The sequence below is a fragment of the Protofrankia sp. Cj5 genome, from assembly GCF_917627405.1.
GTDB lineage: Bacteria > Actinomycetota > Actinomycetes > Frankiales > Frankiaceae > Protofrankia.
Map to the genome: position 1 here is coordinate 12590 of NZ_CAKJTO010000020.1, position 22363 is coordinate 34952.

Sequence of the window (22363 nt, forward strand, 5' to 3'; positions counted from 1 at the left end):
TCAATATGATCAACAAGAGCGCCCGGCGGCAGGAGCGTGGGGGCAGCGAGCGGGGTTGGGGCGTGTGCGTCGCGAGGGTGCCAGGCGGTCTCAACGCGCGATCACGGCTCCTCATGAGTTCTTGCCGGGGCCGCGGACCGCGGGGGTCATGAGCGGGCGGCGAGACTAAGAGACGTGAGTGAGTCTGTTTCCGGCATTGCGCCCAGTGAACGTCCGCCGCTCGAGCCGACTGACGCGGGGGGGCTCGACGCGGCCGGCGCTCTCGCGCTCCTGTGTGCCGGCGCGATAACCGTCACCGGCCGCTTGGTCGACGCCAGTAACGCGACCCTGTACTGCGAGATCAGCCACGATGGTGTCGTCGGGCACTGCGTCTACAAGCCGGTCCGTGGCGAGCGGGCGTTGTGGGACTTTCCCGACGGGACGCTCGCCGGCCGTGAACAGGCCGCCTATCTGGTCTCCGAGGCGACCGGCGCGGGGATTGTGCCACCCACGGTGCTGCGGGACGGCCCTTTCGGCGCGGGCATGGTCCAGCTGTGGATCGATACTGACGAGACCGTCGACCTGGTCGCGCTGACCCGCTCTGATGATCCTCAGCTACGGGCGATCGCGCTGTTCGACGCCGTGGTCAACAACGCCGACCGCAAAGGCAGTCACCTGCTGCCTGGCCCGTCCGGCCGGATCTACGGCATCGACCACGGAGTGACCTTTCATGCCGAGAACAAGTTGCGCACGCTGTTGTGGACGTGGCGGGGGCAGCGGCTGCGCGCCGACGAGCTGGAACTGCTGACCCGCCTGCGAGTGGCGCTCAGTGCCTCGGGAGCGGAGCCGCCTGGCCAAAGGCGACGCGATAATGATCTTCCCGCGTCGCCGGAGGCCCCAGAAACAGAGCCATATGGCCAAAGGCGACGCGATAATGATCTTCCCGCGTCGCCGGAGGCCCCAGAAACAGAGCCATATGGCCAAAGGCGACGCGATAATGATCCTCCCGCGTCGCCGGAGGCCCCAGAAACAGAGCCGCCTGGCCGGCTCGCGACGGCGCTCGTCGGCCTGCTCACGCAAACGGAGATCGAGAGCCTGCGCGCGCGGATCGAGCGGCTGCTGACCGAACGCCGCTTTCCGGTCCCGTCCGGCGACTGGCCGCCTATCCCCTGGCCGCCGTTCTGAGCGGCTCCGGCAAGAGGACTGTCCAGGCGGCGCCTCGCGATCCACGCGCCCCAGCCCCGCTCTTGATCCACGTTCTTCTTGCCGGTCGCTCTTATGGCAATTGGGCCCGTCTGACACGGACCCAGCTACGCTGACACGCATGCAATCCTGGCCGGCCCCCGCATGCTCTCGGCTTCCCGGCCGAGGATTCCCGCTCCGGGTTTTCGACACGGCCACCGGATCGGTGCGCCCGCTCGCGGCCGGGCCGACAGCCCGTATGTACGTCTGTGGGATCACCCCGTACGACGCGACGCATCTCGGGCACGCGTTCACCTACCTTACCTACGATCTCCTTGCGCGGGTCCTCCTGGACGCCGGCCACGACGTTCGCTATGTCCAGAACGTCACCGACGTCGATGACCCGCTGTTCGAACGCGCCAGGCGGGACAACCAGGACTGGCGGGAGATCGCCCGAAGCCAGATCGACCTGTTCCGGACGGACATGGCCGCGCTGCGCATCCTGCCACCAACGGCATATGTGGGAGCGGTCGAGTCGATTCCGCTGGTCATCGAACTCATCGAGAAACTGCGCGGCCGTGACGCCACCTACGAGGTGGACCGGGACATCTATTTCCCGATCGGGGCGGCTCCCCATTTCGGCGAGATCTCCCATCTGAGCCACGACATGATGGTCGACCGGGCGGCCGGCAATGGTGGCGATCCCGGCCGCCCCGGCAAGCGGAATCCGCTCGACCCCCTGCTGTGGCGGGCGGAGCGCCCTGGTGAGCCGGCATGGCCGTCGCCGTTCGGGCCGGGCAGGCCGGGCTGGCACATCGAGTGCGCCGCGATCGCCCTGGCCCATCTGGGGGAGCGGATCGACATCCAGGGCGGTGGTACGGACCTGATGTTTCCGCACCACGAATGCGGCGTTGCCCACGCGGAGGTGGCCAGCGGTGTCCGGCCGTTCGCGCGTACCCATGTGCACACCGCCATGGTCCACCTTGACGGTCACAAGATGTCGAAGTCGAGAGGGAACCTGGAGTTCGTGTCCCGGCTGCTGGTCCGTGGCGTGCCACCGGCGGTGATCCGGATCGCGCTCCTCGGCCACCGGCACACGGCCGAGTGGGAGTGGGCTCCCTCGCTCCTGGGCCTCGCCCGCGAGCGGCTGGTTCGCTGGCAAGCCGCGATCGGTCACGAGCGTGGCCCGGATACCCGGCCGCTGCTCGACGACGTGCGCCGGCACCTGGCCGATGACCTCGACGCGCCGTCCGCCGTCGCCGCTGTCGACCGCTGGGCGGGCGCCGCGCTCAGCACGGGAGGCGATGACCCGCAGGCCCCCGCTCTGGCGCATGCAATCATCGACTCGTTACTCGGGGTGGACGTTGAGCCGATCATGGCTGGAGGAAGTTCAGTTTGATGGGTGCCGACTACCGCCGGGCCGACACCGGCACCGACGCCGAACGGCCGAGGTTCGATGAGGTGGCGCGGGGTTATGATCCACGTCAGGTTGAGGAGTACCTGGCCACGCTGTGGCGGTATGCCAGCCAGGTGACGCGGCGGGCGGCTGCGGCCGAGGCGGCGCTGCAGGCTGACCGCCGCCGCCGCGAGGACGAGACGCGCCTGCCTGACCGCTTCGCCGCGCAGGCAGGCGGGCGGATCGGTCTCATGCTGACCATCGCCCAGCAGGAAGCAGACGAGATCGTCACAGGCGCCCGCAGCATCGCGGAGCAGGCGCTGGAGGAGGCGGTCGAGGACGCCGCCGCCAACCACCCGATCGTACGCAAGGCTCGTGAGCAAGCGGACAAACTGCTCCTCGACGCGGTCGAGGAGTCACGCCAGCGTGCCCGGCAACGCTGCGAGGAGATCGAGACGCAGATCGAGCGGGTGTCGGGAATCCTCGAGGGGCTACGGCACCAGCAGGGCGAGGTGCTCGGCGCGCTGCTGCGCGTGCGGAGCCTGATGGGCTCCGGTGAGATCGACCGTGCGGTCATGGACCTGGCTCGCGCCGGGACGACGGCCGCTACCGGGCCCGCGCAGCCGTCCGAGCAACCCGGAGCATATATGCCCACGGAGGTGCACAGCGCGGACCAAGGCGTGACGTACAGTCATAGCGCCCATGAACCCGTGGCGCATAAGCATCCGGCCGGCGGCTCGGCACCGGAGGCGGCCGGGGGCGGTGCCGGAGCCAGCTTCTTCATCCGGGCATCAACCACAGCGAGTAGCACCCGGCCGGCGTACCGCGGCGAAGACGACATCATCGATGCTGAGATCGTCGAGGAGTAGTCACTGGCCCCGCCGCCGCAGGTACCGTTCGAACTCACGGGCGATCGCGTCCCCGCTGGCTTCCGGCAGCTCGGTCTCGGGCTCCCTCGACTCCAGCGCGCGGACGTATTCGGCAACCTCGCTGTCGCCCGCGGCGAGCTCATCCACCTGGCGTTCCCACGCCCGGGCCCGCTCGGCCAGGTCACCCAGAGGGATCTCCATGTCCAGCAGGTCCTCGACCCGCCGTAGCAGGGCCAGCGTCGCCTTCGGGCACGGCGGGTTCGCCACGTAATGGGGGACAGCGGCCCAGAAGGACACCGACGCGAGCTCAGCGCGGGCACATGCCTCCGCGAACACCCCGACGATGCCCGTGGCGCCTTCGTACTTCGACGGCTCCAGCCGGAGACGGGCAGCGGTGGCCGGGTCCCCGGCGGTGCCGCTGATCGGCACCGGGCGGGTGTGCGGAGAATCCGCGAGCAACGCGCCGAGACTGATCACCATCTCGCTGCCGAGCGCGTGGACCGCCTCGATCAGCTCCTCGGTGAAACCCCGCCAGCGCATGTTCGGCTCGAGACCACGGATCAGGACCAGATCGTTGTCACCACGGTCGAGACGGGCGACCGACAGGCGTGTCGTCGGCCAGGAGATCTTGCGCGACGCGCCGTCGATCCCACTCACCGTGGGACGGTTGACCTGGAAGTCATAGTAGTCATCCGGATCAATGGCACCGATCACCGTCGCGTCGAATGCCGATTCCAGATGTTCGACAGCCGCGGACGACGCGTCCGCGGCATCGTTCCACCCCTCGAAGGCAGCCACTACGATCGGCGACCTTAGCTGCCCGACACCGGAGAACTCGATCACCTGCCACCTCCTGCCGCCCCGCGGCGGCCCACTGCCCCCGTGACAGTGCAACGGTACGTCCTACGTTGGTACGTGCCGGTGGTTCCTTGCGACCCGCTGTCCCAGCAATACCCGCTGCCCGGCCCGGCCCGCCTCGCCCCGCCGGGCGACAGGCCGCGACCGCGCCGGCCACATGGCTGGTAATCCGGACAAACCCGATGATGGCCATGAGTCACCAGCGCGATCGGCACGGGCACTACCGGTACGCTTTCCCGGTGCGAGAAGACCTGCTGTCCGCCTTGGCTGAGCGTGTGCTGGTAGCTGACGGCGCCATGGGAACGATGCTGCAGGCCGCTGATCTCAGCCTCGACGATTTCGAGAACCACGAGGGCTGTAACGAGATTCTGAACGTGACCCGTCCAGATGTGGTGCGGGCAGTACACGACGCCTACTTCGCTGTCGGGTGTGACGCAGTCGAGACGAACACGTTCGGAGCTAACCTCGCCAATCTCGGAGAGTACGGCATCGCTGACCGTATCGGGGAACTGGCCGAGACCGGCGCCCGGATCGCCCGTGAAGCCGCCGACTTCTGGAGCACGGCCGGCCATCCCCGGTTCGTCCTCGGCTCGGTGGGCCCTGGGACGAAGCTGCCCACGCTGGGACACATCACGTTCCCACCGCTGCGGGACGCCTATCAGCGGCAGGTCGCCGGGTTACTCGCGGGGGGCGTCGACGCCGTCCTGGTGGAGACCGCGCAGGACCTCCTGCAGGCAAAAGCGGCGATCATCGGGGCGCGCCGCGCGATGGCCGCCGCCGGCCGGCAGGTCGCCCTCATCGCGCAGGTCACCGTGGAACTGACCGGGACGATGCTGCTCGGTTCAGAGATCGCCGCCGCGCTCACGGCGCTTGAGCCGCTCGGCATCGACCTGATCGGTCTGAACTGCGCGACCGGGCCGGCCGAGATGAGCGAACACCTGCGTCACCTGGCCCAGCACGCCCGGGCCGGGCTCTCGGTCATGCCGAACGCCGGTCTGCCGGTGCTCGGCCGCGACGGCGCCACCTACCCGCTGGCCCCGGCCGAGCTCGCGGACGCGCTGGACACCTTCACCCGTGACTACGGCGCCGTGCTGGTCGGCGGCTGCTGCGGGACCACGCCCGAACACCTGCGCCAGGTCGTCGAGCGGCTCTCCGGCCGGGGCGTGGCCCCACGGCGGCCAGCCCCTGAAGCCGCCGCGGCATCGCTGTACCAGGCTGTGCCACTGCGCCAGGACACCTCGGTGCTGATGGTGGGCGAACGCACCAACACCAACGGTTCCAGGGCCTTCCGCGAGGCGTTGATCGACGGCCGATGGGACGACATCATCGAGATCGCCCGCACCGCCATCCGCGAGGGCGCACACATGATCGACGTCTGTGTCGACTACGTCGGCAGGGACGGCAGCATCGACATGCGGGAGGTCGCCGGCCGCTACGCCACCGCATCCACACTGCCGGTGATGCTCGACTCCACCGAGCCCGCGGTTATCGAGGCGGGGCTGGAATGCCTCGGCGGGCGCTCGGTAGTGAACTCGGTCAACTTCGAGGACGGCGCGGGGCCAGGGTCCCGCATCGCCACCGTCATGCCGATCATTCGCGAACACGGCGCGGCCGTTGTGGCGCTGTGTATCGACGAGGAGGGCCAGGCCCGCACGGTCGAGTGGAAGGTGCGGGTGGCCGAACGTCTGATCACCTACCTGACCGGGCAGTGGGGGATGCGCGAGTCCGACATCCTCATCGACGCGTTGACCTTCACCCTCGGCACTGGGCAGGAGGAGTCACGCGGTGACGGAGTCGCCACCATCGACGCGATCCGCGAGATCAAACGGCGCCACCCCGACGTGCAAACCATCCTCGGGCTGTCCAACATCTCCTTCGGTCTGAAGCCGGCCGCCCGGGTGGTGCTCAACTCGGTGTTCCTGGCCGAGTGCGTCGACGCCGGGCTGGACGCGGCGATCGTGCACGCCTCAAAGATCCTGCCGATGTCACGCATCCCGGATGAGCAGCGTGCGGTCGCGCTCGATCTGGTCTACGACCGGCGTCGGGACGGCTACAACCCGCTGACCAGCTTTCTGGACCTGTTCGCCGGTGTCGACAGCGGCGGAGACGGGCCGAGCCGGGCCGAGGAACTGGCCGCCCTGCCGCTGGACGAGCGGCTCAAGCAGCGGATCATCGATGGTGAGCGGACCGGCCTGGAAGCCGATCTCGACGAGGCGATGCGGTCGCGCGACCCATTGGCGATCATCAATGACACCCTGCTCGACGGCATGAAGGTCGTCGGCGACCTGTTCGGCTCCGGTCAGATGCAGCTGCCGTTCGTCCTGCAGTCCGCGGAGGTCATGAAGGCCGCGGTCGCCCACCTCGAGCCGCACATGGAGAAGACCGACAGCCGCGGCAAGGGCACGCTGGTACTGGCCACGGTCAAGGGCGACGTCCACGACATCGGCAAGAACCTGGTGGACATCATCCTGTCGAACAACGGTTACACCGTGATTAATCTCGGGATCAAACAGCCGATCAGCGCGATCCTGGACGCGGCGGCGGAGCACGCCGCCGACGCCATCGGCATGTCCGGGCTGTTGGTGAAGTCAACCGTGGTCATGAAGGAGAACCTCGCGGAGATGAACGCCCGCGGGGTGGCGGCCACCTGGCCGGTGCTGCTCGGTGGTGCCGCGCTCACCCGTGCCTACGTCGAGGCGGACCTGGCCCAGCTGTACGAGGGCGACGTCCGTTACGCCCGGGACGCCTTCGAGGGACTGGCCCTCATGGACACGATCATGGCGGCCAAACGGGGCGAGGCGCCGCCACTCGCGGACGACCCGCACCTGGCGCACCGCCGCGCCCGCCGGGAGCGCACCGAACGGATCAAGGCCACGCGGGCCGCGGCCCGCGGGGGAGAGCCCGTGGCCGAGCTGCCGCCCCGCTCGGACGTGGCCACCGACAACCCCATACCGGTGCCGCCGTTCTGGGGGGACCGGATCGTCAGGGGCATCCCGCTGGCCGACTACGCCTCCTTCCTGGACGAGCGGGCGACCTTCCTCGGCCAGTGGGGGCTGCGCGGCACCCGTGGCGGCGAAGGAGCGTCCTACGAGGAGCTGGTGGAGACCGAGGGACGTCCTCGGCTGCGGATGTGGCTGGACCGCATCGCCTCCGAGCGGATGCTGGAGGCCGCCGTCGTGTACGGCTATTTCCCGTGCGTCAGCAAGGGTGAAGACCTGATCGTCCTGTCCGGCGACGGTACGGAGCGGGCCCGTTTCGCCTTCCCTCGCCAGCGTCGGGACCGCCGGTTGTGCCTGGCTGACTTCTACCGGCCGGAGGAGTCCGGCGAGGTGGACGTCGTCCCGTTCATGATTGTGACGATGGGGAGACGGATCAGTGAGGTCGCGGCCGAGCTGTTCGCCGCCAACTCCTACCGCGAGTACCTGGAGCTGCACGGGCTCTCGGTCCAGCTCACCGAGGCGCTGACCGAGTACTGGCACAAGCGGGTCCGGGCCGAGCTGCTGCTGCCGGATGGCACACCCACCGGTGCCGCCGACGCGGGCGAGCTGGCCGCCGTCTTCCGGCAGGGCTACCGCGGGTCCCGCTACTCCTTCGGCTACCCGGCCTGCCCCGACCTGGAGCAGCAGGCCGGGGTGTTCGAGCTGCTGCGGCCGGGACGGGTCGGCGTGGCGCTGTCCGAGGAGTTCCAGCTCGTGCCGGAACAGTCCACCTCCGCGATCATCGCGCACCATCCCGAGGCAAAGTACTTCGCGGCCTGACACGGCCTGACACGACCTGATATTCAGATCAGATGAACGTTGACGATGGTGTTGCGGCCGTCCTGTTCGACATGGACGGCCTGCTGGTCGACACCGAGCCACTGTGGACGGTGGCCGAGCACGAGCTGGCGGAACGCCTCGGCGCCCGGTTCACCCCCGAGATCAAGGCCGCGATGATCGGGCACGGCGTCGACACCGCCCTGCCGCTGATGCTGTCGATGCTCGGAGTGCCCGACGCCGACCCGCACGCGGCCGCCCGCTTCCTGATCGAGCGGACCGCCGAGCTGCTTGGTGAGCCCGACCGGATCGTCCCGATGCCGGGTTCCATCGCGCTGCTGGACACGCTGGCTGGCGCGGGGATCCCGACCGCGCTGGTGTCGTCGTCGTTCCGCGTGCTGATGGATCCCGTCCTCGCCGTGATCGGCCTGGACCGGTTCGCGGTGACGGTCGCCGGGGACGAGGTGAGCCTGCGCAAGCCGCATCCCGAGCCGTACCTGACGGCGGCCGGGCTGCTGGGCGTGGCACCACACCGCTGTGTGGTCCTCGAGGACAGCGAGGCCGGCGCCCGTGCCGGCATCGACGCGGGCTGCGCGACCGTTCTCGTCCCGTCGTTCCCGATGACCGCGCCGTCAGTGGTCACCGCCCGGTCGACCGTGCTGTCGAGTCTGCACGAAGTCACCGTGGGCCTGCTCGGCGGGCTGGTCGCGCCGCCAGCTGGAAAATCACGACTTTTTATGGACAAATAACCCTATACTTGATCTATGCTGTCCTCACCTCGCTTAACGGATATGGCGACCGGTTTCCGCGCGCTCGCCCTCGCGATATTCACGATCGGGCTGCTCCCGCTCGCCCTGGTCGCGACCATACTGCCAGCCGCCCGGCCCGCCGCGGCCTTGACGGTGGGGCCGGTGGACATAAGCGGTTCCGCACCAATTCTTGTCAACACGCCGGCACTGCTGCCAGCGCTTCCGATCCCCTACACATCGCCGCACCCGACCGCCTGCGCGGATGGCAGCCTCAGCTGCGTCGACACCACAATAAGCAATATGATTAATCGATTCACGCCGCTGGCCGCCGGATGCGCCCACAGCGCCGTCTTCTCGCTTGCCTATCTGCGTACGACCGAGGAATACCGGCGAGCCGCGGCCCAGCCCGGATTCTTCGCCGACGTCGCCTATGTGACCACCGAGGACACAATGTTCGCGGGGGAGTACTTCGACGCCTACGACGCCTGGGCCCGCGGCGACATCGCACAGGTGCCACGCGCGTGGCAGATCGCCTTCGATGCCGCGGACACCTCCGCGGTGTCCGGTGCCGGTGACCTTCTTCTTGGCATGAACGCCCATGTCAACCGCGATCTGCCATATGTACTGGCCGCGCTGGGCCTGGTCACGCCGGATGGCGCGAGCCGCAAACCAGATCATGACAAGGTCAACGTCTTCCTCAACCAGGTCGTGGAACCGCTGCTGGACGAACTGGCGGCCCGGTTCGACCCGTCGACCAACGATCTGTCCACTCCGCTCGGGATCAGCTGGACGGCGCTCATGCAGATTCTGGAGACATGGCGAGAGTCCGCGTGGACGAACGCCGAGCGGCTCGTCAGAGCGCAGACTCCGCAGGACTGGGCAACCGTGGCCAATCAGATCGAGGCCACGGCGGCGACGACAGCCGCCACCGTCAAGGCGACCTACGCGTACCATCCGCCCCTGACCAGCAGCACCAGCCGCGATTCCTACTGCGCCGTCCATCACGGCTGACCCCGCCGCTCTGGGCTGATTGCGCTGCCTGGCTGGTTGCGACACCTGGTGCACGGGGGTGGGACACGCAGTTGCGCGGATGTCGGAGAATCCGTGTAGAGGTCCGTATGACATGGGGGACGGTGTTGCGCAGTGTCTGTCTTAAATCAGTCCGGATCGAATCACTCCGCGGAGGCGGGTGACATAGGTGACCGTGGCGGAGCCGCGATCGGTCAGGGCCACACCACCGAACAGGCCACGGCTCCTCCGCTGTTGGACACCTTGAGTGAGGTTGTGTTCCGGACCGACGCGCAGGGCCGCTGGACCTACCTCAATCAGGCCTGGACGACGCTGACCGGGTTCGAGATCGAGGCCAGCCTCGGCACCGGTTTCCTGGAGTACGTCCATCCAGACGAAGTGGAGCACACCATCGCGCTGTTCATGGCGGTGGTCGAGGGCGGAGCCGATCACTGCCATCATGAGACCCGGTACCGCACCCGGGACGGAAGCTACCGGTGGGTGCAGATACGGGCCAGCGTTCAGCGCGGCCCCGACGGCGAAGTGATCGGCAACGTCGGGACGATCATAGACACCACCGGCGCTCGAGCCGGCTCGGTGGCGATCGGTGAGCACAATGCCATGCTGGAGCTGGTCTCCCAGAATCTCCGGCTCGACGGGGTGCCGGTAGGGGTGATCATCTATGATCATACCCTGCGGATAGCGCGCAGCTCCCTGGTGGTCAACCAGCTTCTTGGTGTCCCGCAGGATTGCGGCGACCCGCTCCAGCAGCTCGTTGACCTCCTGCGGCCGAGCGACAACAAGGGGCAGACGCTGGGGGGCGACTGGGGGATGGTTGCGGTCGCGCTGCAAACCAGCATGCCTCAACTCGGTGACTTCGACCTGATCCACGGTGCTGGAACAGGCCGGTCACTGCGGCTGTCAGTGATCCCGTTCTCCTATCAGGAGAAGATCGCGCTGGCAGTCATCTTCTCGGACGTCAGCGACCTGCGCAGGGCTGAGCGCCACCAGGCGGGTCTGGCTCTGCTGGGTCAGCACGCGCTGTCCGGTCTCGATCTGCCGGCCCTGCTCGTCAAGGCCGGCGAACTGGTCACGTCGACCCTGGATGTCACGCTGTGCGATCTCCTCGAAACCGAGGAGGCCGCGGACGGCGAAGCCAGGATGACCGCCCGGGTATCCCTCGGCCGGCCAGCGGGCGCGCGATCCCTCGGCTCATTGCCAGCTGCCCCGACATCACTGCTTGGCCAGATCCTCAGCGGGGATCAGCCATTGCTGATCGACAAGTCGGATCCCACGACCCGCGTGAACAGCGAAGACGGGCAGTGGCCGTGGATGGATGGCTGCCGTGCCACCGTCGGGGCTCGTATCGGCCCGGTCGGGCGCGCGTTCGGGGTGCTGGCCGTCCACAGCAGCACGCCACGGCGGTTCATGCTGGACGAAGTGCACTTCGTCCAGGCCGCGGCGAACATGCTCGCGCTGGCCGTCGAGTTGTCCCGCGCTCAGAACGATCGGGAGAGACTCGCGGTCTACGAGGACCGTCACCGTATCGCCCGAGATCTGCACGATGTCGTCATCCAACGGCTGTTCGCGACCGGGCTGCAGCTTCAGGCGGTCGGGAGGGCTGTCGCGGGTGAACCGGGCGTGCGCCTGAGCGGGGCGGTCGAGGAGCTGGATCAAACGATCGACGAGATCCGCCGTACCATCTTCGCGCTGAGTCCGCTGAGCACACACATCGGTGACCTGCGGGCCGAAGTTCAGCGGATCGTCACACAGGCGGAGGCCTACCTGGGCCTGACGCCCATCGTCCGCCTGGAGGGACCGATCGATGACGGCGTGCCCAGGCCGATACATCAGCATCTGCTGGCCGCGCTGCGCGAGGCGCTCGCCAACATCGCCCGCCATGCGCAGGCCGACCACATCGCCGTCCGGGTGAGCGTCAGCAGCGATGACGTCCTGGTCGAGGTCCACGACGACGGACGCGGACCGGGCAGGGCAGCCCGCACTGGCGGTCTCGCGAACCTGTGCCAACGGGCGCTTGGCCTCGGTGGCCGGATGGAGTTCGGGCCGGGGAACAACGGCACCGGAAGCACGCTGACCTGGCAGGTGCCCCTCGCGTGGCAGGCGTCCGAGTCGTAACGCGATTTTTATTCGCACACTTTTTCTTATATAAGAATATTCTTATACTGATTTTTCAGCCAAGAGCCCCGAGCCACCTCCGTACCGCCAACCGGCCACCCCGGCGTGCCCACGTCCGCGTTCCCGCCACGGGATGCGGTCGACAGCCGCCGGGAAAACCCGCGCCCCATCAGCCCGCTGGCACGGTTGTCTGCCAGCGGGCTGATGGTAATGCCGCTGGTCACGGGTTTCTGATGCGTCTGAGACGATTTTCTTCCACTATGGATAGGCACGACAGGGACGTAGTGGGCCGGCGTCCACTGCCTCAGCAAAGGAAGAGCGTCGAACAGGCGCGCATCATCCGGCGTGCCGCGCCAAGGAGGTGAACCGCGTCTGTCTCTGTGCTCGATCAACGCGGATCGGAATGACATTTTTTATGCTAATTGGCTCAGCATTTCCCCGACACACCCTGACCGCGCCGCTAGCCCGGCCCGATGTCATCGAACGTGCATTCCCGACGGCTGGTGACGGTGATCCTGCCAGCCAGCTGGACGTACTACGGCATCTGCATGCCTACTACACGGCTTACCTCGCCGGCGCGCAGGACTTCGAGCGCGTCCCGTGCCTCAACACCGATCCACAGATTCGGGAGATCGAACGGGCCTGGCACACCTCGCGTGAGTCGCGGGTGGACCTGGCGAGGTTACCCCGCTCGGTCGACGAGTTCCAGGAGTGGTTTCTCACCACCGCCAGGAACCACGAGCAGCCCGACTTCTGCCACTACCTCGAGCATGAGGCCAGCCTGCCCGAAATCGCGCTTTTCGTAGCGGCCGAGGAGCTGGTCGACGGCAGATTCGACGATCTGGTCGCCTTGGCCCAGGTAGGTCTTTCAGGCGCGGCAAAGATGACCATCGCGGAGAACTACTGGGACGAGATGGGACGCGGCGATCCGAGCCAGGTCCACACACGCCTGTTCGCCTCTTCCAGCGCCTACATGTCGAGCCTGCTTGCCGCCCACGGCGCCGGCATCGACGATCTGGAGTGCGCCGAAATCTACGAGAACGCCTGCCTGCTGATGTCCTATGGCATCCACCGCCATCTCACCCCGCGTGGCCTGGGCGCGATGGGAGTGCTGGAACAGAGCGCGTCGCCGCGCTTCGAGGCCATGGTCCGCGGTTGTGCTCGGGCCGGCGTGCCGGATACGGCCATCGAATACCAGCGCCTGCACATCCATGTCGACGCGGACCACGGGAAAGAATGGCTTGAGAACGTGCTTCTGGCGCTCGCCGGCACGTCACCGGCGGTCCTTCGGGAGATCTGTCTCGGCGTATGTATCCGTGTCGATGTGGCGGACGCCTATTATCAAATGATCTTAATGAGGATGCGCCGGCTGCGAACGATCATCAAAAGCCTGTCATGAGTGAACACGATGTTCCGGCGGCGCTGCTGGCCCGCACCCTCGTCACCCGGCAGGACGAGATGACCTTTCTGGGGCGCATCTGCGTCGCAGGCATACTCACCTCAATCGGCGGCTGGCTGGCGCTGCGGTCCTCTGTTCTCCCAGCCATGGCCGGCGTGCTGCTGCTCGCGGCGATGATGGTCCACTGGGTCGAGCTGGCGCACCAGTGCCTGCACCACAGCGCGTTCCGGTCGGCCCGTCCGCACCGCCCGGTCGGCATGGCCATGAGCCTGCCCTTCCTGGTCTCCTTCAGTCACTACCGGGTGCGCCACCTCCAGCACCACAAGAATATAGGCACGGCCGCCGACACCGCGTTCTTCGATTTCGACACCCGACAGCACATGACATTTTCATCATTTCTCCGTGAACTCCTCAACTATGGCCGGGTAGTGTCCGTAGCGCGTTCCACAGGGCAGTCACTCAAGGGAGAATGGAGATATTCCGGGGGTCAGATCAGCCCAAAGACGCACCGCTATGTCACGGCCGAGTACCGTATTATCGGTGCTTTCCTCGCTATCCTCGTCATCGCCGTGGCGCTCGGCGGTGGCCAGCTGGTCCTACGGCTGTGGCTGCTACCGTTCCTCCTTGCCACCCCGCTTCATTTCCTCATTGAGCTGCCTGAACACATTTACTGTGACAGCGATTCCAGGAATATTCTACGCAACACTCGTTCGATTACAGGCAGCCGCTTTTCCCGCTGGTTCACCAACAGCAACAACCTACATGTCGAGCATCATCTGGCGATGCTGGTGCCGTTACAGAAACTGTCGCCGCGGCATCCACTCGTCCAAGCCCACGGGACATATGTGCTCACCAGTTACCCAGTCTTCTACCAGAAGTTCCTGCACAGCCTGTCGCTTCGCCGCCGTCAGTCTCAGCAGGCGCCGAGGGAACCAGCTTTCTACCACGCCGGCTCCCTCGAACTGCAGCGCGAGTTCGGCACCGAACGGCTCGCCCAGCACATCGCCGACCGGTACGTGGCACCCGCCCTCTCCACACAGGATGTATCGATCATCGAGGCGGCGGACTGCTTCTACCTGGCCACCGCCGATGCCGACGGGCGGCCGGACTGCTCGTACAAGGGAGGATTTCCTGGTTTCGTGCGGGTAACCGGCCCGCACACCTTCTGCTTTCCTAGCTACGACGGCAACGGAATGTTCCGCAGCCTCGGCAACATCCGGGCCAACCCGGCGGTGGGACTGTTGTTCATCGACCCCGGAAGGCCGGTGAAGCTACGTATCAACGGTGCTGCCAGCGTCCACACCGACCCGGCGCGGACCAGTGAGTTCATCGGCGCGGAAGCGGTCGTCGAAGTCCGTGTACGGAATATCTTCGAGAATTGTCCGCGGTACCTGCACGACCGTGTGACCGGGCAACATTCGAAGCACTGCCCGCGGGAGAACTATCAGCCGCCGGACCCGGAGTGGAAGAAGAAGAGCGAGTACGACGGCATGGTACGGCGTTTCGACGACGCCGGCGCCCCAGCCCTGCCTCATGTCCTCGCAGACCCACCAAGGAGGCCACAATAATGGGACCGGTCCGCTCTGTCACCCGAGAGCTGGGTACGGTCGGTTACGCGCATGGCAGTATCGCCGCCGAGCTCGGGGTCACCGCCACGCCGGGGTCGCCCTGGGACTCCTTCGCACAGTCCTGGAACGACCTGCCCTTCGACCGGTACATGGCCGACCACGGCCGCTACCGGCAGCGTCGATACGCCGAGTTCCACCTCGTTCCGGCCAGCGGCACCGTCGAGCTGCTGCCGCACCGCGCCTACACACAGACCACGACGACGAACTATCTTAACGGCGGGATTGAACGGCTTTTCGCGCCCATGCAAGCCGTAACAGCCAGCAGCCCAGTGCTTCGTACGGCGCTCCGCTGGGCCTGCGGCGAGCTGCAGGCATTGACAGGTCACCCGGCCTGGTTCGCCCAGGTCTTCCAGAACCGGATCATCTGCGGCCCCGGACTCATCGGTAAGCCAACGCCAGAAGGCGCCCACCATGACGGTGTCGACTATGTCCTGACGGTTATGGTCGAACGCCACCAGGTGGTGGGAGGCGTCAGCGTCCTCTACCACGACAGTGATCACAGAAAGCTCCTGGAACTAGCACTCGACGGAGCGGGCGGATTTTTGTTCAACAACGACAAAACGACCCTGCACGCCGTTACGCCTATCAACAGCATCTCGCCGCCAACCGAAGGGCATCGGGATGTCCTGATAGCAATTTTTACCCACATGGAAGACGGCAAAATTCCACTGACGGGATGACAAATATGGAGATAAAATTCCAGGATCTGACACACGATGATGAGGACCTGGTCATCGAATTTCTCGTCGAACTCTACCCGACGGTGTCCGAGGCGGTCTTACGTAAGCGCTTCAGCACTATTTCCTCCGCCGGGTGGCACTGCACAGTGGTGCTCGTTGACGGTATGCCGACCGCGCTCGGGGGCTACTGGATACAGACCCGCTTCTGGTGCGGGCGTTACATGTACCTTGATCACTTCGTGACTCACAAATCACAGCGTTCGCTGGGGGTCGGCAGAGCGCTGCTCGACCACCTCCTGCAGCTGGCCCGCGACGAGAACTGCGAAACGGCCTGTTTCGACTCCTTCATCGCCAACGAAAGAGGGCAGAAATTCGGGCATCGTGCTGGCTTCGAAAACGTCGGGCTCCACTTCGTCCTGGACCTCACCAAGCCCACGGCCTTGCCACTGGCAAGCAACACAACCAAGTCCGCGGCCCCACTGTGGGCAGGGAACAGGACGTTCTGAGCTACCTTGCGGATACTCGTTGATCCGTGCATACGGCGCCGCGGACCCGGTGCCGTACCCGCCACGTCAGGCAACGACACTCCACCCGGCGGCCTTGACAAGCGCGTCCCGAACACAACTGTCCACAACCTTCACCTGATGATAAGGCCGAGATCATGACCGATCCGACCGCCACGGCGAACCCCTATGCGCGTGACGTCCTGTTCAGCCGGATGCTGGGAATCATCGACGAGACCGAACTGAAGACCCTGGCCACGAAGACAATCGCGGTGCCGGGCTGTGGCGGTGTCGGTTATACCCATGCCGAGACGCTGGTACGCATGGGGGTCGGCGGGGTGCACATCGCCGATTTCGACACCTTCGGCCCGGAGAATTTCAGCCGCCAGTTCGGCGCCACCGTGCACACGGTGGGAGCACGTAAGGCGGACGTGCTTGAGGAACGTCTCCTGTCCATCAACCCGGAACTACGGATCCGGAAGATCGAGGGCATTTCCAAGAAGACGGTCGACGAGTTCCTCGACGGTGTCGACGTCGTCTGCGATGCCTTGGACTATTTCGTCATCGAGCCACGGATCATGGTCTACGGCGGCGCCCGAGAACGATCGATCCCGGTAGTCATGTCCGGCCCAGTAGGCTACGGCGCGACACACCACTACTTCGACCCCGAGGGCATGGGCTTCGCTGATTTCTTCGACCTCACTCCGGACCTGAGCGAGCAAGAAAAAATCACAAACTTTGGTCTGGGGATCGCGCCGCTGGCACTTCAGGACAGCTACCTGAAAAACTCCGTCATCGACTTCGAGGCCCAGACAGGTGCCGCGGTCAGCAGTGCGTGCCTGCTGGCCACGACGCTCAGTACGACGTCCGCCTTCGCGCTGCTCCTAGGCAAGGAGATGTTCGTCAAACCGGTACCCTATATCTACCATATCGACTATCTCGTCGGACGTTTCGTCGAACATCATCTGACGGGTGGAGTGCGGAAACTGAAGGAACGCATGGCAGCCGGCGACACGCCCGTGTAGAAGCGTCCTGGCCGCAGGCTGCCCTATGACGTCATGCATGTCGGGCAACCCGTGGGATCCTGTCTGTGTCATCGCGCCGCCCCAGTGGCGCGATGACACAGCCGGACAGTCCCATCCTCGGGCGCGCTAAGTCGTCGCGATTGCCCGCAGGATGTCCATCTTCGCGGCCCGGCGGGCTGGGAAGATGGCCGCGAGGACGCCGAGCAGACCGCCTATGATCACGACGGTGACGATCGTCCCCAGCGGGTAGGCGAACGCGTTGATACCCTGATCCTTGAGGGCAAGGGTCAGCGCCCAGCCGAAGAAACTACCGACGGCGACCCCGAGCACCGCTCCGAACACGGCGATCACCACCGCCTCGAGCCGTACCATCCTGCGTAGCTGGCGTCTGCTCATGCCGACGGCGCGCAACAGCCCGATCTCCCGGGTCCGTTCGATGACGGAGAGAGCCAACGTGTTGACGATCCCGAACAGCGCTATCACGACGGCTAGCGCCAGCAGGACGTAGACGAAGCCCAGCAACTGGTCGACCTGCTTCTCCTGCTGCCGGACGAACTCGGACTGGTCACGCACCTGCACGTTGGGATACGACCGAGTAACGGAGCTGATTTCATTCCTCACCTGGTCGATTTTCGCGTCCGAAGCAATCCTGACCATGACGAACATGTCGAGGTCGGAATTGTAGTGTCGGCTGAACTCACTCAGGGAGACGAGGTACTTGCCAGCTACCTGGCTTTTCTGGTACGTCCCGGCGAGGGTGAGCATGGTCGGGCCATCCGGGAAAAGTACCGGAACCTGCTGACCGACGGCGAACCCGTCAGCTGTCACGGTGTCACTATCCATGATGATGGTCCCGTTGCCAAGCTTGGTGAGATCCCCGGTCACCTGGTGCAACGCGAGCAGCTGCGGCAGGGCGACCGGGTCACCCGCCAGGAGCGTCGCCTTCTTCCCCTTGATGTCAGCGATGTCCGACCGCAGCCCCGTGACCAGGTCGATACCCGGCCTGCCCCGCAGGGAACGGGCTATCTCGGGGCTGAACCCCTGGCCGAAGCCCGAACCAGCCAGGTAGAAGTCCGCACCGAGACTGTTACTGACCGTTTCTTTGACTGAATACTTGATAGATGCGCCGAGTACCGAGAAAGCGCTGACCAGCGCAAGGCCGATCATCAGCGCGGATGCCGTCGAGGCGCTGCGGCGCGGGTTACGCATCGCGTTCTCGCGGCCGAGGCGGCCGGTAGCACCGAACACAAGGGGGAGGGGAGCGCCGATGAACCTGGTGATGGGCCTGGCAAGCAGCGGAGAGAGGGTGGCGATACCGAGGAAGCACAATCCAGCACCGATGCCGACCAGCGCGGCCCCGGACTTCCCGGTGACAGCGGTCAGCCCGTATACGAGAAGAAGCGCGCCGATCCCGCTCAGGGCGCACCCAGCCATGCCACGGATACGCAGGGAACGCGTGGGCAGGACGAAGGTCTCGCGCATCGCGGCCACCGGCGGGACCGACGCGGCTTTACGCGCGGGAATGAAGGCGGCGACCGCCGTGACGACAATTCCGACAGCATAGGCGACGATCACTGTTCGGGGCCGGAAAACCAGCCCTCCGCTGGGCAGCGACACCCCGAACGCCGCGATCGCCACTCGCAGCAGAAGGGCCAGCACCGCACCGAGCAGCAGCCCGGCAGTCGCGCCGACGAACCCGACGACGCCCGCCTCAAACTGGACCGAAAGCCGTACCTGGCGCCGGTTTGCGCCCAGCGCCCGCAGCAACGCAAGCTCCCGGACCCGTTGGGCCACCAGCATCGTGAAGGTATTGAAAATGATGAAGGCACCCACGAAAACCGAGATTCCCGCGAACACCAGCAAAAACGTGGAGAAACCGCCGACGGCTTTTTGTACCGCGTTCGCGTTCTCATCGGCGAGCTGTTTGCCCGTGATCGCCTCGACGCCCGCGGGCAGGACCCTGGCGATCCGATCGCGAAGCTCGGTCTGGGACAGCCCGGCGACGGCGGCGACTCTGATCGAGGTGAACTCGTCCGGAGCCAGCAGCACGCGCTGCGCGGTGGGGGTGTCGAAGGCGATCACCGTAGCACCGCCGACGCTGTCCTGCCCGGACACCCGAAACGTCCCGACCAGGGTGTAGACGGCGGGCGTGCCCTTGGTCAGCACCGTCACCTGGTCGCCGATCACCAGCCCCGCCTTGTCCGCGCTGCCCTTGTCCACGACGATCTCCTGGCCGTGCGGCTCCCGGCCCGAGGCGATGTCGACCGCGGACAGCGGCGTGCCACCATCCCAGCTGGTGCCGATCCCAGGCGCGCCGCCGGTATCACGGACCTTGCCGGTGCGGGGGTTGACAAACACGGCTGTTCCGTCAACATCGCCGATGGCCGCCCGGACACCCGGCACGCCTTTGATCACTTCCAGTAGGGAGCTGGGAACGGGCCGGTTGGGGCTGTTCCCAGCGGAATCATCGTCCACTGCGTTGATCGTCCGAACCGACACGCTGATGTTCTTGGTGACGTTGGCGAACAGCGTGTCGAAGGTGTGGTTGAGGGTGTCGGTGAGCACCAGCGTGCCGGTGACGAAACTGACCCCAGCCACGACCGCAAGGGCGGACAACATCAATCGGAGCTTGCGGGCCAGCAGGATCTTAAGGGTGGTACGCAACATTGTTCAGGCCCTGCCCGCTGGTCCGTGGCCGGTACTTCCGTCCAGGGCCGCCGGTTCCCCATCCGGCCAGGCCTGCCCCGCGGCCTGGTCCACAGCTTGGTCCGCCCGGCCATCCTCCCCCATATCGGCCTTCTGCTGGAGCTGGTCGAGGCGTTTCATCCGCTCAAGAACGCTTTCGGCGGTCGGGTCCGGCATCGAGTCGACAAGTTTTCCGTCAGCGAGGAAGACAACCTCGTCGGCGAAGGAAGCCGCGGTGGGATCGTGGGTGACCATCACGACGGTCTGCTTGAGATCACGCACGGAACGCTGGAGGAACGACAGCACCTCAGCTCCGGACCTGGAGTCCAGATTGCCGGTGGGCTCATCCGCGAAGATGATATCCGGCCGGGTGACCAGCGCGCGGGCGCACGCGACCCGCTGCTGCTGGCCGCCGGACAACTCGGACGGGCGATGTCCCAGGCGTGGCGCGAGGCCGATCGCATCGATCACCTGCCGCATCCATGCCTGGTCGGGCCTGCGGCCCGCGATGTCGAGGGGAAGCGTGATGTTCTCCGCGGCGGTCAGTGTCGGCAGCAGGTTGAACTGCTGGAACACAAAGCCGATGCGGTCACGGCGAAGGTGGGTGAGCTGCTTGTCCGACAACCGGGACAGATCCACATCACCGACGAAGACCTGGCCTCGGGTCACGGTGTCAAGGCCTGCCAGGCAGTGCATCAGAGTCGATTTCCCCGACCCGGACGGCCCCATGATCGCGGTGAACCGCCCGCGGGGAAAAGAGACATCGATGTCACGCAGCGCGGTGACCGCGGTCTGCCCGGATCCATAGATCTTGACCAGCCCGGCGGCCCGCGCCGCGGGAACCACCTCCGTTCCCGTACCGAGCCCGCCGTGGGCCGGATTCGAGGAGGCCACCGGCCTGGCGGAAGGAGCGGACGGATCAGTGCCGGAAGCCCGGCCCGCTCGGCTCATGAAAAAAGCTCCCTTCGAAAGCCACGGTGACGCCACCTTTGGCCGATTATGCGCAAGATTCTGTCCGATGGATCATCAATACCACCGCGATACCGCCGTCCCCGGTACTGTCCCATCCGCGCCCGCCCGTCCCGTCAGCCGCTTCACCGCTGCTCTGGCAGAGGTGGATCCGCATTGTCGGCAGACGGCAGAAGAACCGAAGATTCGCCTGCCGCGGACTTCAGTGAATCCCCGCCGAGCGTCGCTGTCCCCCCACTGTCAGCCAGCTGCCTCAGACACCGTCGGCGCGGGTTCATGGGCGCCCGCGCCGCCCTCGCTATCGGATGCGGGCAGCGGTGGTGGCGTGCCACCGAACGCCGGGCACCGGGACTTGTGATCACACCAATCGCACAGTCTGCTCGGGGTTGCCCGCCAGTCACCTGTATGGCGTGCCCGGCTGATCGCCGACCACAGCGCGCCTATCTTCCGTTCGGTCGCCCGCAAGTCCGCCTCATCGGGGGCGACCCGCAGCCAGGTGCGGTCCGCCAGGTAGTAAAGCCGCAGTTCACGAGGGACCACGCCGCGGATCCGCCAGACCAGGTAGGCGTAGAACTTCAGCTGGAACAACGCCGAGCCCTCAAACGCCTGCCCCGGCGCGCGCCCGGTCTTGTAGTCGATGACCCGTAGCGCCACCCCGTCCGGGGTCGTCGCCTCGTCGAGCCGGTCGATATATCCGTGCAGGCGTACTCCGGAATCGAGCACGTGCTCGATGTAGAGCTCCCGGGCGGCCGGCGCCAGGCGGGCCGGATCCTCCAGGCTGAAGTACCCGGCCAGCAGCGCCCGGGCCGAATCCATCCACACCGCCCGCTCGGCGTCGTCCGTGAACAAGCCGGCGAGTTCTGGTTCCCGAGTGAGCAGATCACGCCAGGCCGGCTCCAGCAGCGCCTCGGCCGTGGTGATCGTGCGACCGGGAGGGGGATGATCGAACAGCCGTTCCAGCACGGAGTGGACGACCGTTCCGCGCACCGCGGCCGAGCTCGGGGGTTCGGGCAGCCGGTCGATCACGCGAAACCGGTAACGCAGCGGGCAGCTCATGAAGTCACCCGCCCGCGAGGGCGAAAGCGAACCGACGACGCGGACCTGATCCGGCGAAGAATGATCATATGGGGACGGAGTCTGCCCACCGGATGTGCCGGCAGCCCCCGTGGAAGGCTTCATGGCTGTGGACCATAAGCCGCCGCTCCGACAATCTCGCCGACGCCTTGGGCGGCAGCCCGCTCAGCCGGGGTCCCCGGACAACCGCCCGCCATAGAGCCCGGGGTCCCCGGATCGCGGCGGAGCCGCTATCCACCACCACCAACCCGATCAAGCGTCATCGCCAACGGCGATGACGCGCCCCCCGGACAACCGCCCGCCATAGAGCCCGGGGTCCCCGGATCGCGGCGGAGCCGCTATCCACCACCACCAACCCGATCAAGCGTCATCGCCAACGGCGATGACGCGCCCCCCGGACAACCGCCCGCCATAGAGCCCGGGGTCCCCGGATCGCGGCGGAGCCGCTATCCGGGGGAGGCCGTAGCA

General features: G+C 66.3%; 16 protein-coding genes. 12 read left to right on the forward strand and 4 right to left on the reverse strand.

Annotated features, from left to right (window positions below; all coding sequences use genetic code 11):
* The first annotated feature begins 174 nt into the window (after positions 1-174).
* From MJ777_RS06740 to MJ777_RS06750, 3 genes are all read left to right on the forward strand, one after another.
* Positions 175-1164 (forward strand): SCO1664 family protein, encoded by a 990-nt coding sequence (locus tag MJ777_RS06740; RefSeq protein WP_239374201.1) that lies wholly within the window; start codon positions 175-177, stop codon positions 1162-1164.
* A 139-nt stretch (positions 1165-1303) separates the two neighbouring features.
* Entirely contained in the window at positions 1304-2560 is a 1257-nt protein-coding gene (gene mshC / locus MJ777_RS06745) for a cysteine--1-D-myo-inosityl 2-amino-2-deoxy-alpha-D-glucopyranoside ligase (RefSeq protein ID WP_239374204.1), read from the forward strand.
* Positions 2560-3426 carry a hypothetical protein gene (locus MJ777_RS06750; protein ID WP_239311267.1) on the forward strand — a complete coding sequence of 289 codons (867 nt, stop codon included), beginning with the start codon at positions 2560-2562 and terminating at the stop codon, positions 3424-3426. The genes mshC and MJ777_RS06750 overlap by 1 nt, the downstream gene beginning before the upstream one ends.
* Here MJ777_RS06750 and MJ777_RS06755 read toward each other — a convergent pair whose 3' ends face one another.
* Entirely contained in the window at positions 3427-4269 is an 843-nt protein-coding gene (locus tag MJ777_RS06755) for a PAC2 family protein (protein WP_239311268.1), read from the reverse strand.
* A gap of 206 nt (positions 4270-4475) precedes the next feature.
* On the opposite strand from MJ777_RS06755, the gene metH reads away from it, so the two are divergent.
* The 9 genes from metH to MJ777_RS06800 all read left to right on the forward strand — a co-directional run bounded on the left by metH (position 4476) and on the right by MJ777_RS06800 (position 17167).
* On the forward strand, positions 4476-8042 hold the full coding sequence (metH, locus tag MJ777_RS06760) for a methionine synthase (protein WP_239374207.1): 3567 nt from the start codon (positions 4476-4478) through the stop codon (positions 8040-8042).
* Between the two features lie 32 nt (positions 8043-8074).
* Positions 8075-8788: an HAD family phosphatase gene (locus MJ777_RS06765; RefSeq protein WP_239374210.1), complete on the forward strand. Its 714-nt coding sequence runs from the start codon at positions 8075-8077 to the stop codon at positions 8786-8788.
* A gap of 42 nt (positions 8789-8830) precedes the next feature.
* Positions 8831-9799: a DUF5995 family protein gene (locus tag MJ777_RS06770; protein WP_239311271.1), complete on the forward strand. Its 969-nt coding sequence runs from the start codon at positions 8831-8833 to the stop codon at positions 9797-9799.
* 132 nt (positions 9800-9931) lie between these two features.
* Positions 9932-11932, forward strand: a complete 2001-nt coding sequence (locus MJ777_RS06775; protein WP_239374234.1) for a PAS domain-containing protein — start codon at positions 9932-9934, stop codon at positions 11930-11932.
* A gap of 415 nt (positions 11933-12347) precedes the next feature.
* Positions 12348-13331 (forward strand): iron-containing redox enzyme family protein, encoded by a 984-nt coding sequence (locus MJ777_RS06780; RefSeq protein ID WP_239374237.1) that lies wholly within the window; start codon positions 12348-12350, stop codon positions 13329-13331.
* Complete coding sequence (locus tag MJ777_RS06785; protein WP_239312252.1) at positions 13328-14899, forward strand: fatty acid desaturase; 1572 nt, start codon at positions 13328-13330, stop codon at positions 14897-14899. The genes MJ777_RS06780 and MJ777_RS06785 overlap by 4 nt, the downstream gene beginning before the upstream one ends.
* Complete coding sequence (locus MJ777_RS06790) at positions 14899-15639, forward strand: 2OG-Fe dioxygenase family protein (RefSeq protein ID WP_239374240.1); 741 nt, start codon at positions 14899-14901, stop codon at positions 15637-15639. Before MJ777_RS06785 ends, MJ777_RS06790 begins: the two co-directional genes overlap by 1 nt.
* 5 nt (positions 15640-15644) lie before the next feature.
* The gene (locus MJ777_RS06795; protein ID WP_239312258.1) at positions 15645-16145 is read left to right on the forward strand and encodes a GNAT family N-acetyltransferase; all 501 of its coding nucleotides are present in this window, start codon (positions 15645-15647) and stop codon (positions 16143-16145) included.
* Positions 16146-16300: 155 nt separating this feature from the next.
* Entirely contained in the window at positions 16301-17167 is an 867-nt protein-coding gene (locus MJ777_RS06800) for a ThiF family adenylyltransferase (RefSeq protein WP_239312261.1), read from the forward strand.
* Between the two features lie 126 nt (positions 17168-17293).
* Here MJ777_RS06800 and MJ777_RS06805 read toward each other — a convergent pair whose 3' ends face one another.
* The 3 genes from MJ777_RS06805 to MJ777_RS06815 form a co-directional block, all read right to left on the reverse strand.
* A complete protein-coding gene (locus MJ777_RS06805; RefSeq protein ID WP_239312263.1) occupies positions 17294-19834 on the reverse strand; it encodes an ABC transporter permease in 2541 nt (846 codons plus the stop codon).
* 3 nt (positions 19835-19837) lie between these two features.
* Positions 19838-20803, reverse strand: coding sequence for an ABC transporter ATP-binding protein (locus MJ777_RS06810; RefSeq protein WP_239312265.1), 966 nt, complete (start codon positions 20801-20803; stop codon positions 19838-19840).
* Between the two features lie 258 nt (positions 20804-21061).
* On the reverse strand, positions 21062-22000 hold the full coding sequence (locus MJ777_RS06815) for a PD-(D/E)XK nuclease family protein (protein WP_239346643.1): 939 nt from the start codon (positions 21998-22000) through the stop codon (positions 21062-21064).
* Between the last annotated feature and the right edge of the window lie 363 nt (positions 22001-22363).

Bases quoted from the DNA above. Each gene is read 5' to 3' on its own strand.
- mshC (WP_239374204.1), top strand. From the start codon at position 1,304: ATGCAATCCTGGCCGGCCCCCGCATGCTCTCGGCTTCCCGGCCGAGGA.
- MJ777_RS06750 (WP_239311267.1), top strand. From the start codon at position 2,560: ATGGGTGCCGACTACCGCCGGGCCGACACCGGCACCGACGCCGAACGG.
- metH (WP_239374207.1), top strand. From the start codon at position 4,476: ATGAGTCACCAGCGCGATCGGCACGGGCACTACCGGTACGCTTTCCCG.
- MJ777_RS06765 (WP_239374210.1), top strand. From the start codon at position 8,075: ATGAACGTTGACGATGGTGTTGCGGCCGTCCTGTTCGACATGGACGGC.
- MJ777_RS06770 (WP_239311271.1), top strand. From the start codon at position 8,831: ATGGCGACCGGTTTCCGCGCGCTCGCCCTCGCGATATTCACGATCGGG.
- MJ777_RS06780 (WP_239374237.1), top strand. From the start codon at position 12,348: ATGCTAATTGGCTCAGCATTTCCCCGACACACCCTGACCGCGCCGCTA.
- MJ777_RS06785 (WP_239312252.1), top strand. From the start codon at position 13,328: ATGAGTGAACACGATGTTCCGGCGGCGCTGCTGGCCCGCACCCTCGTC.
- MJ777_RS06790 (WP_239374240.1), top strand. From the start codon at position 14,899: ATGGGACCGGTCCGCTCTGTCACCCGAGAGCTGGGTACGGTCGGTTAC.
- MJ777_RS06795 (WP_239312258.1), top strand. From the start codon at position 15,645: ATGGAGATAAAATTCCAGGATCTGACACACGATGATGAGGACCTGGTC.
- MJ777_RS06800 (WP_239312261.1), top strand. From the start codon at position 16,301: ATGACCGATCCGACCGCCACGGCGAACCCCTATGCGCGTGACGTCCTG.
- MJ777_RS06805 (WP_239312263.1), bottom strand. From the start codon at position 19,834: ATGTTGCGTACCACCCTTAAGATCCTGCTGGCCCGCAAGCTCCGATTG.
- MJ777_RS06810 (WP_239312265.1), bottom strand. From the start codon at position 20,803: ATGAGCCGAGCGGGCCGGGCTTCCGGCACTGATCCGTCCGCTCCTTCC.
- MJ777_RS06815 (WP_239346643.1), bottom strand. From the start codon at position 22,000: ATGAAGCCTTCCACGGGGGCTGCCGGCACATCCGGTGGGCAGACTCCG.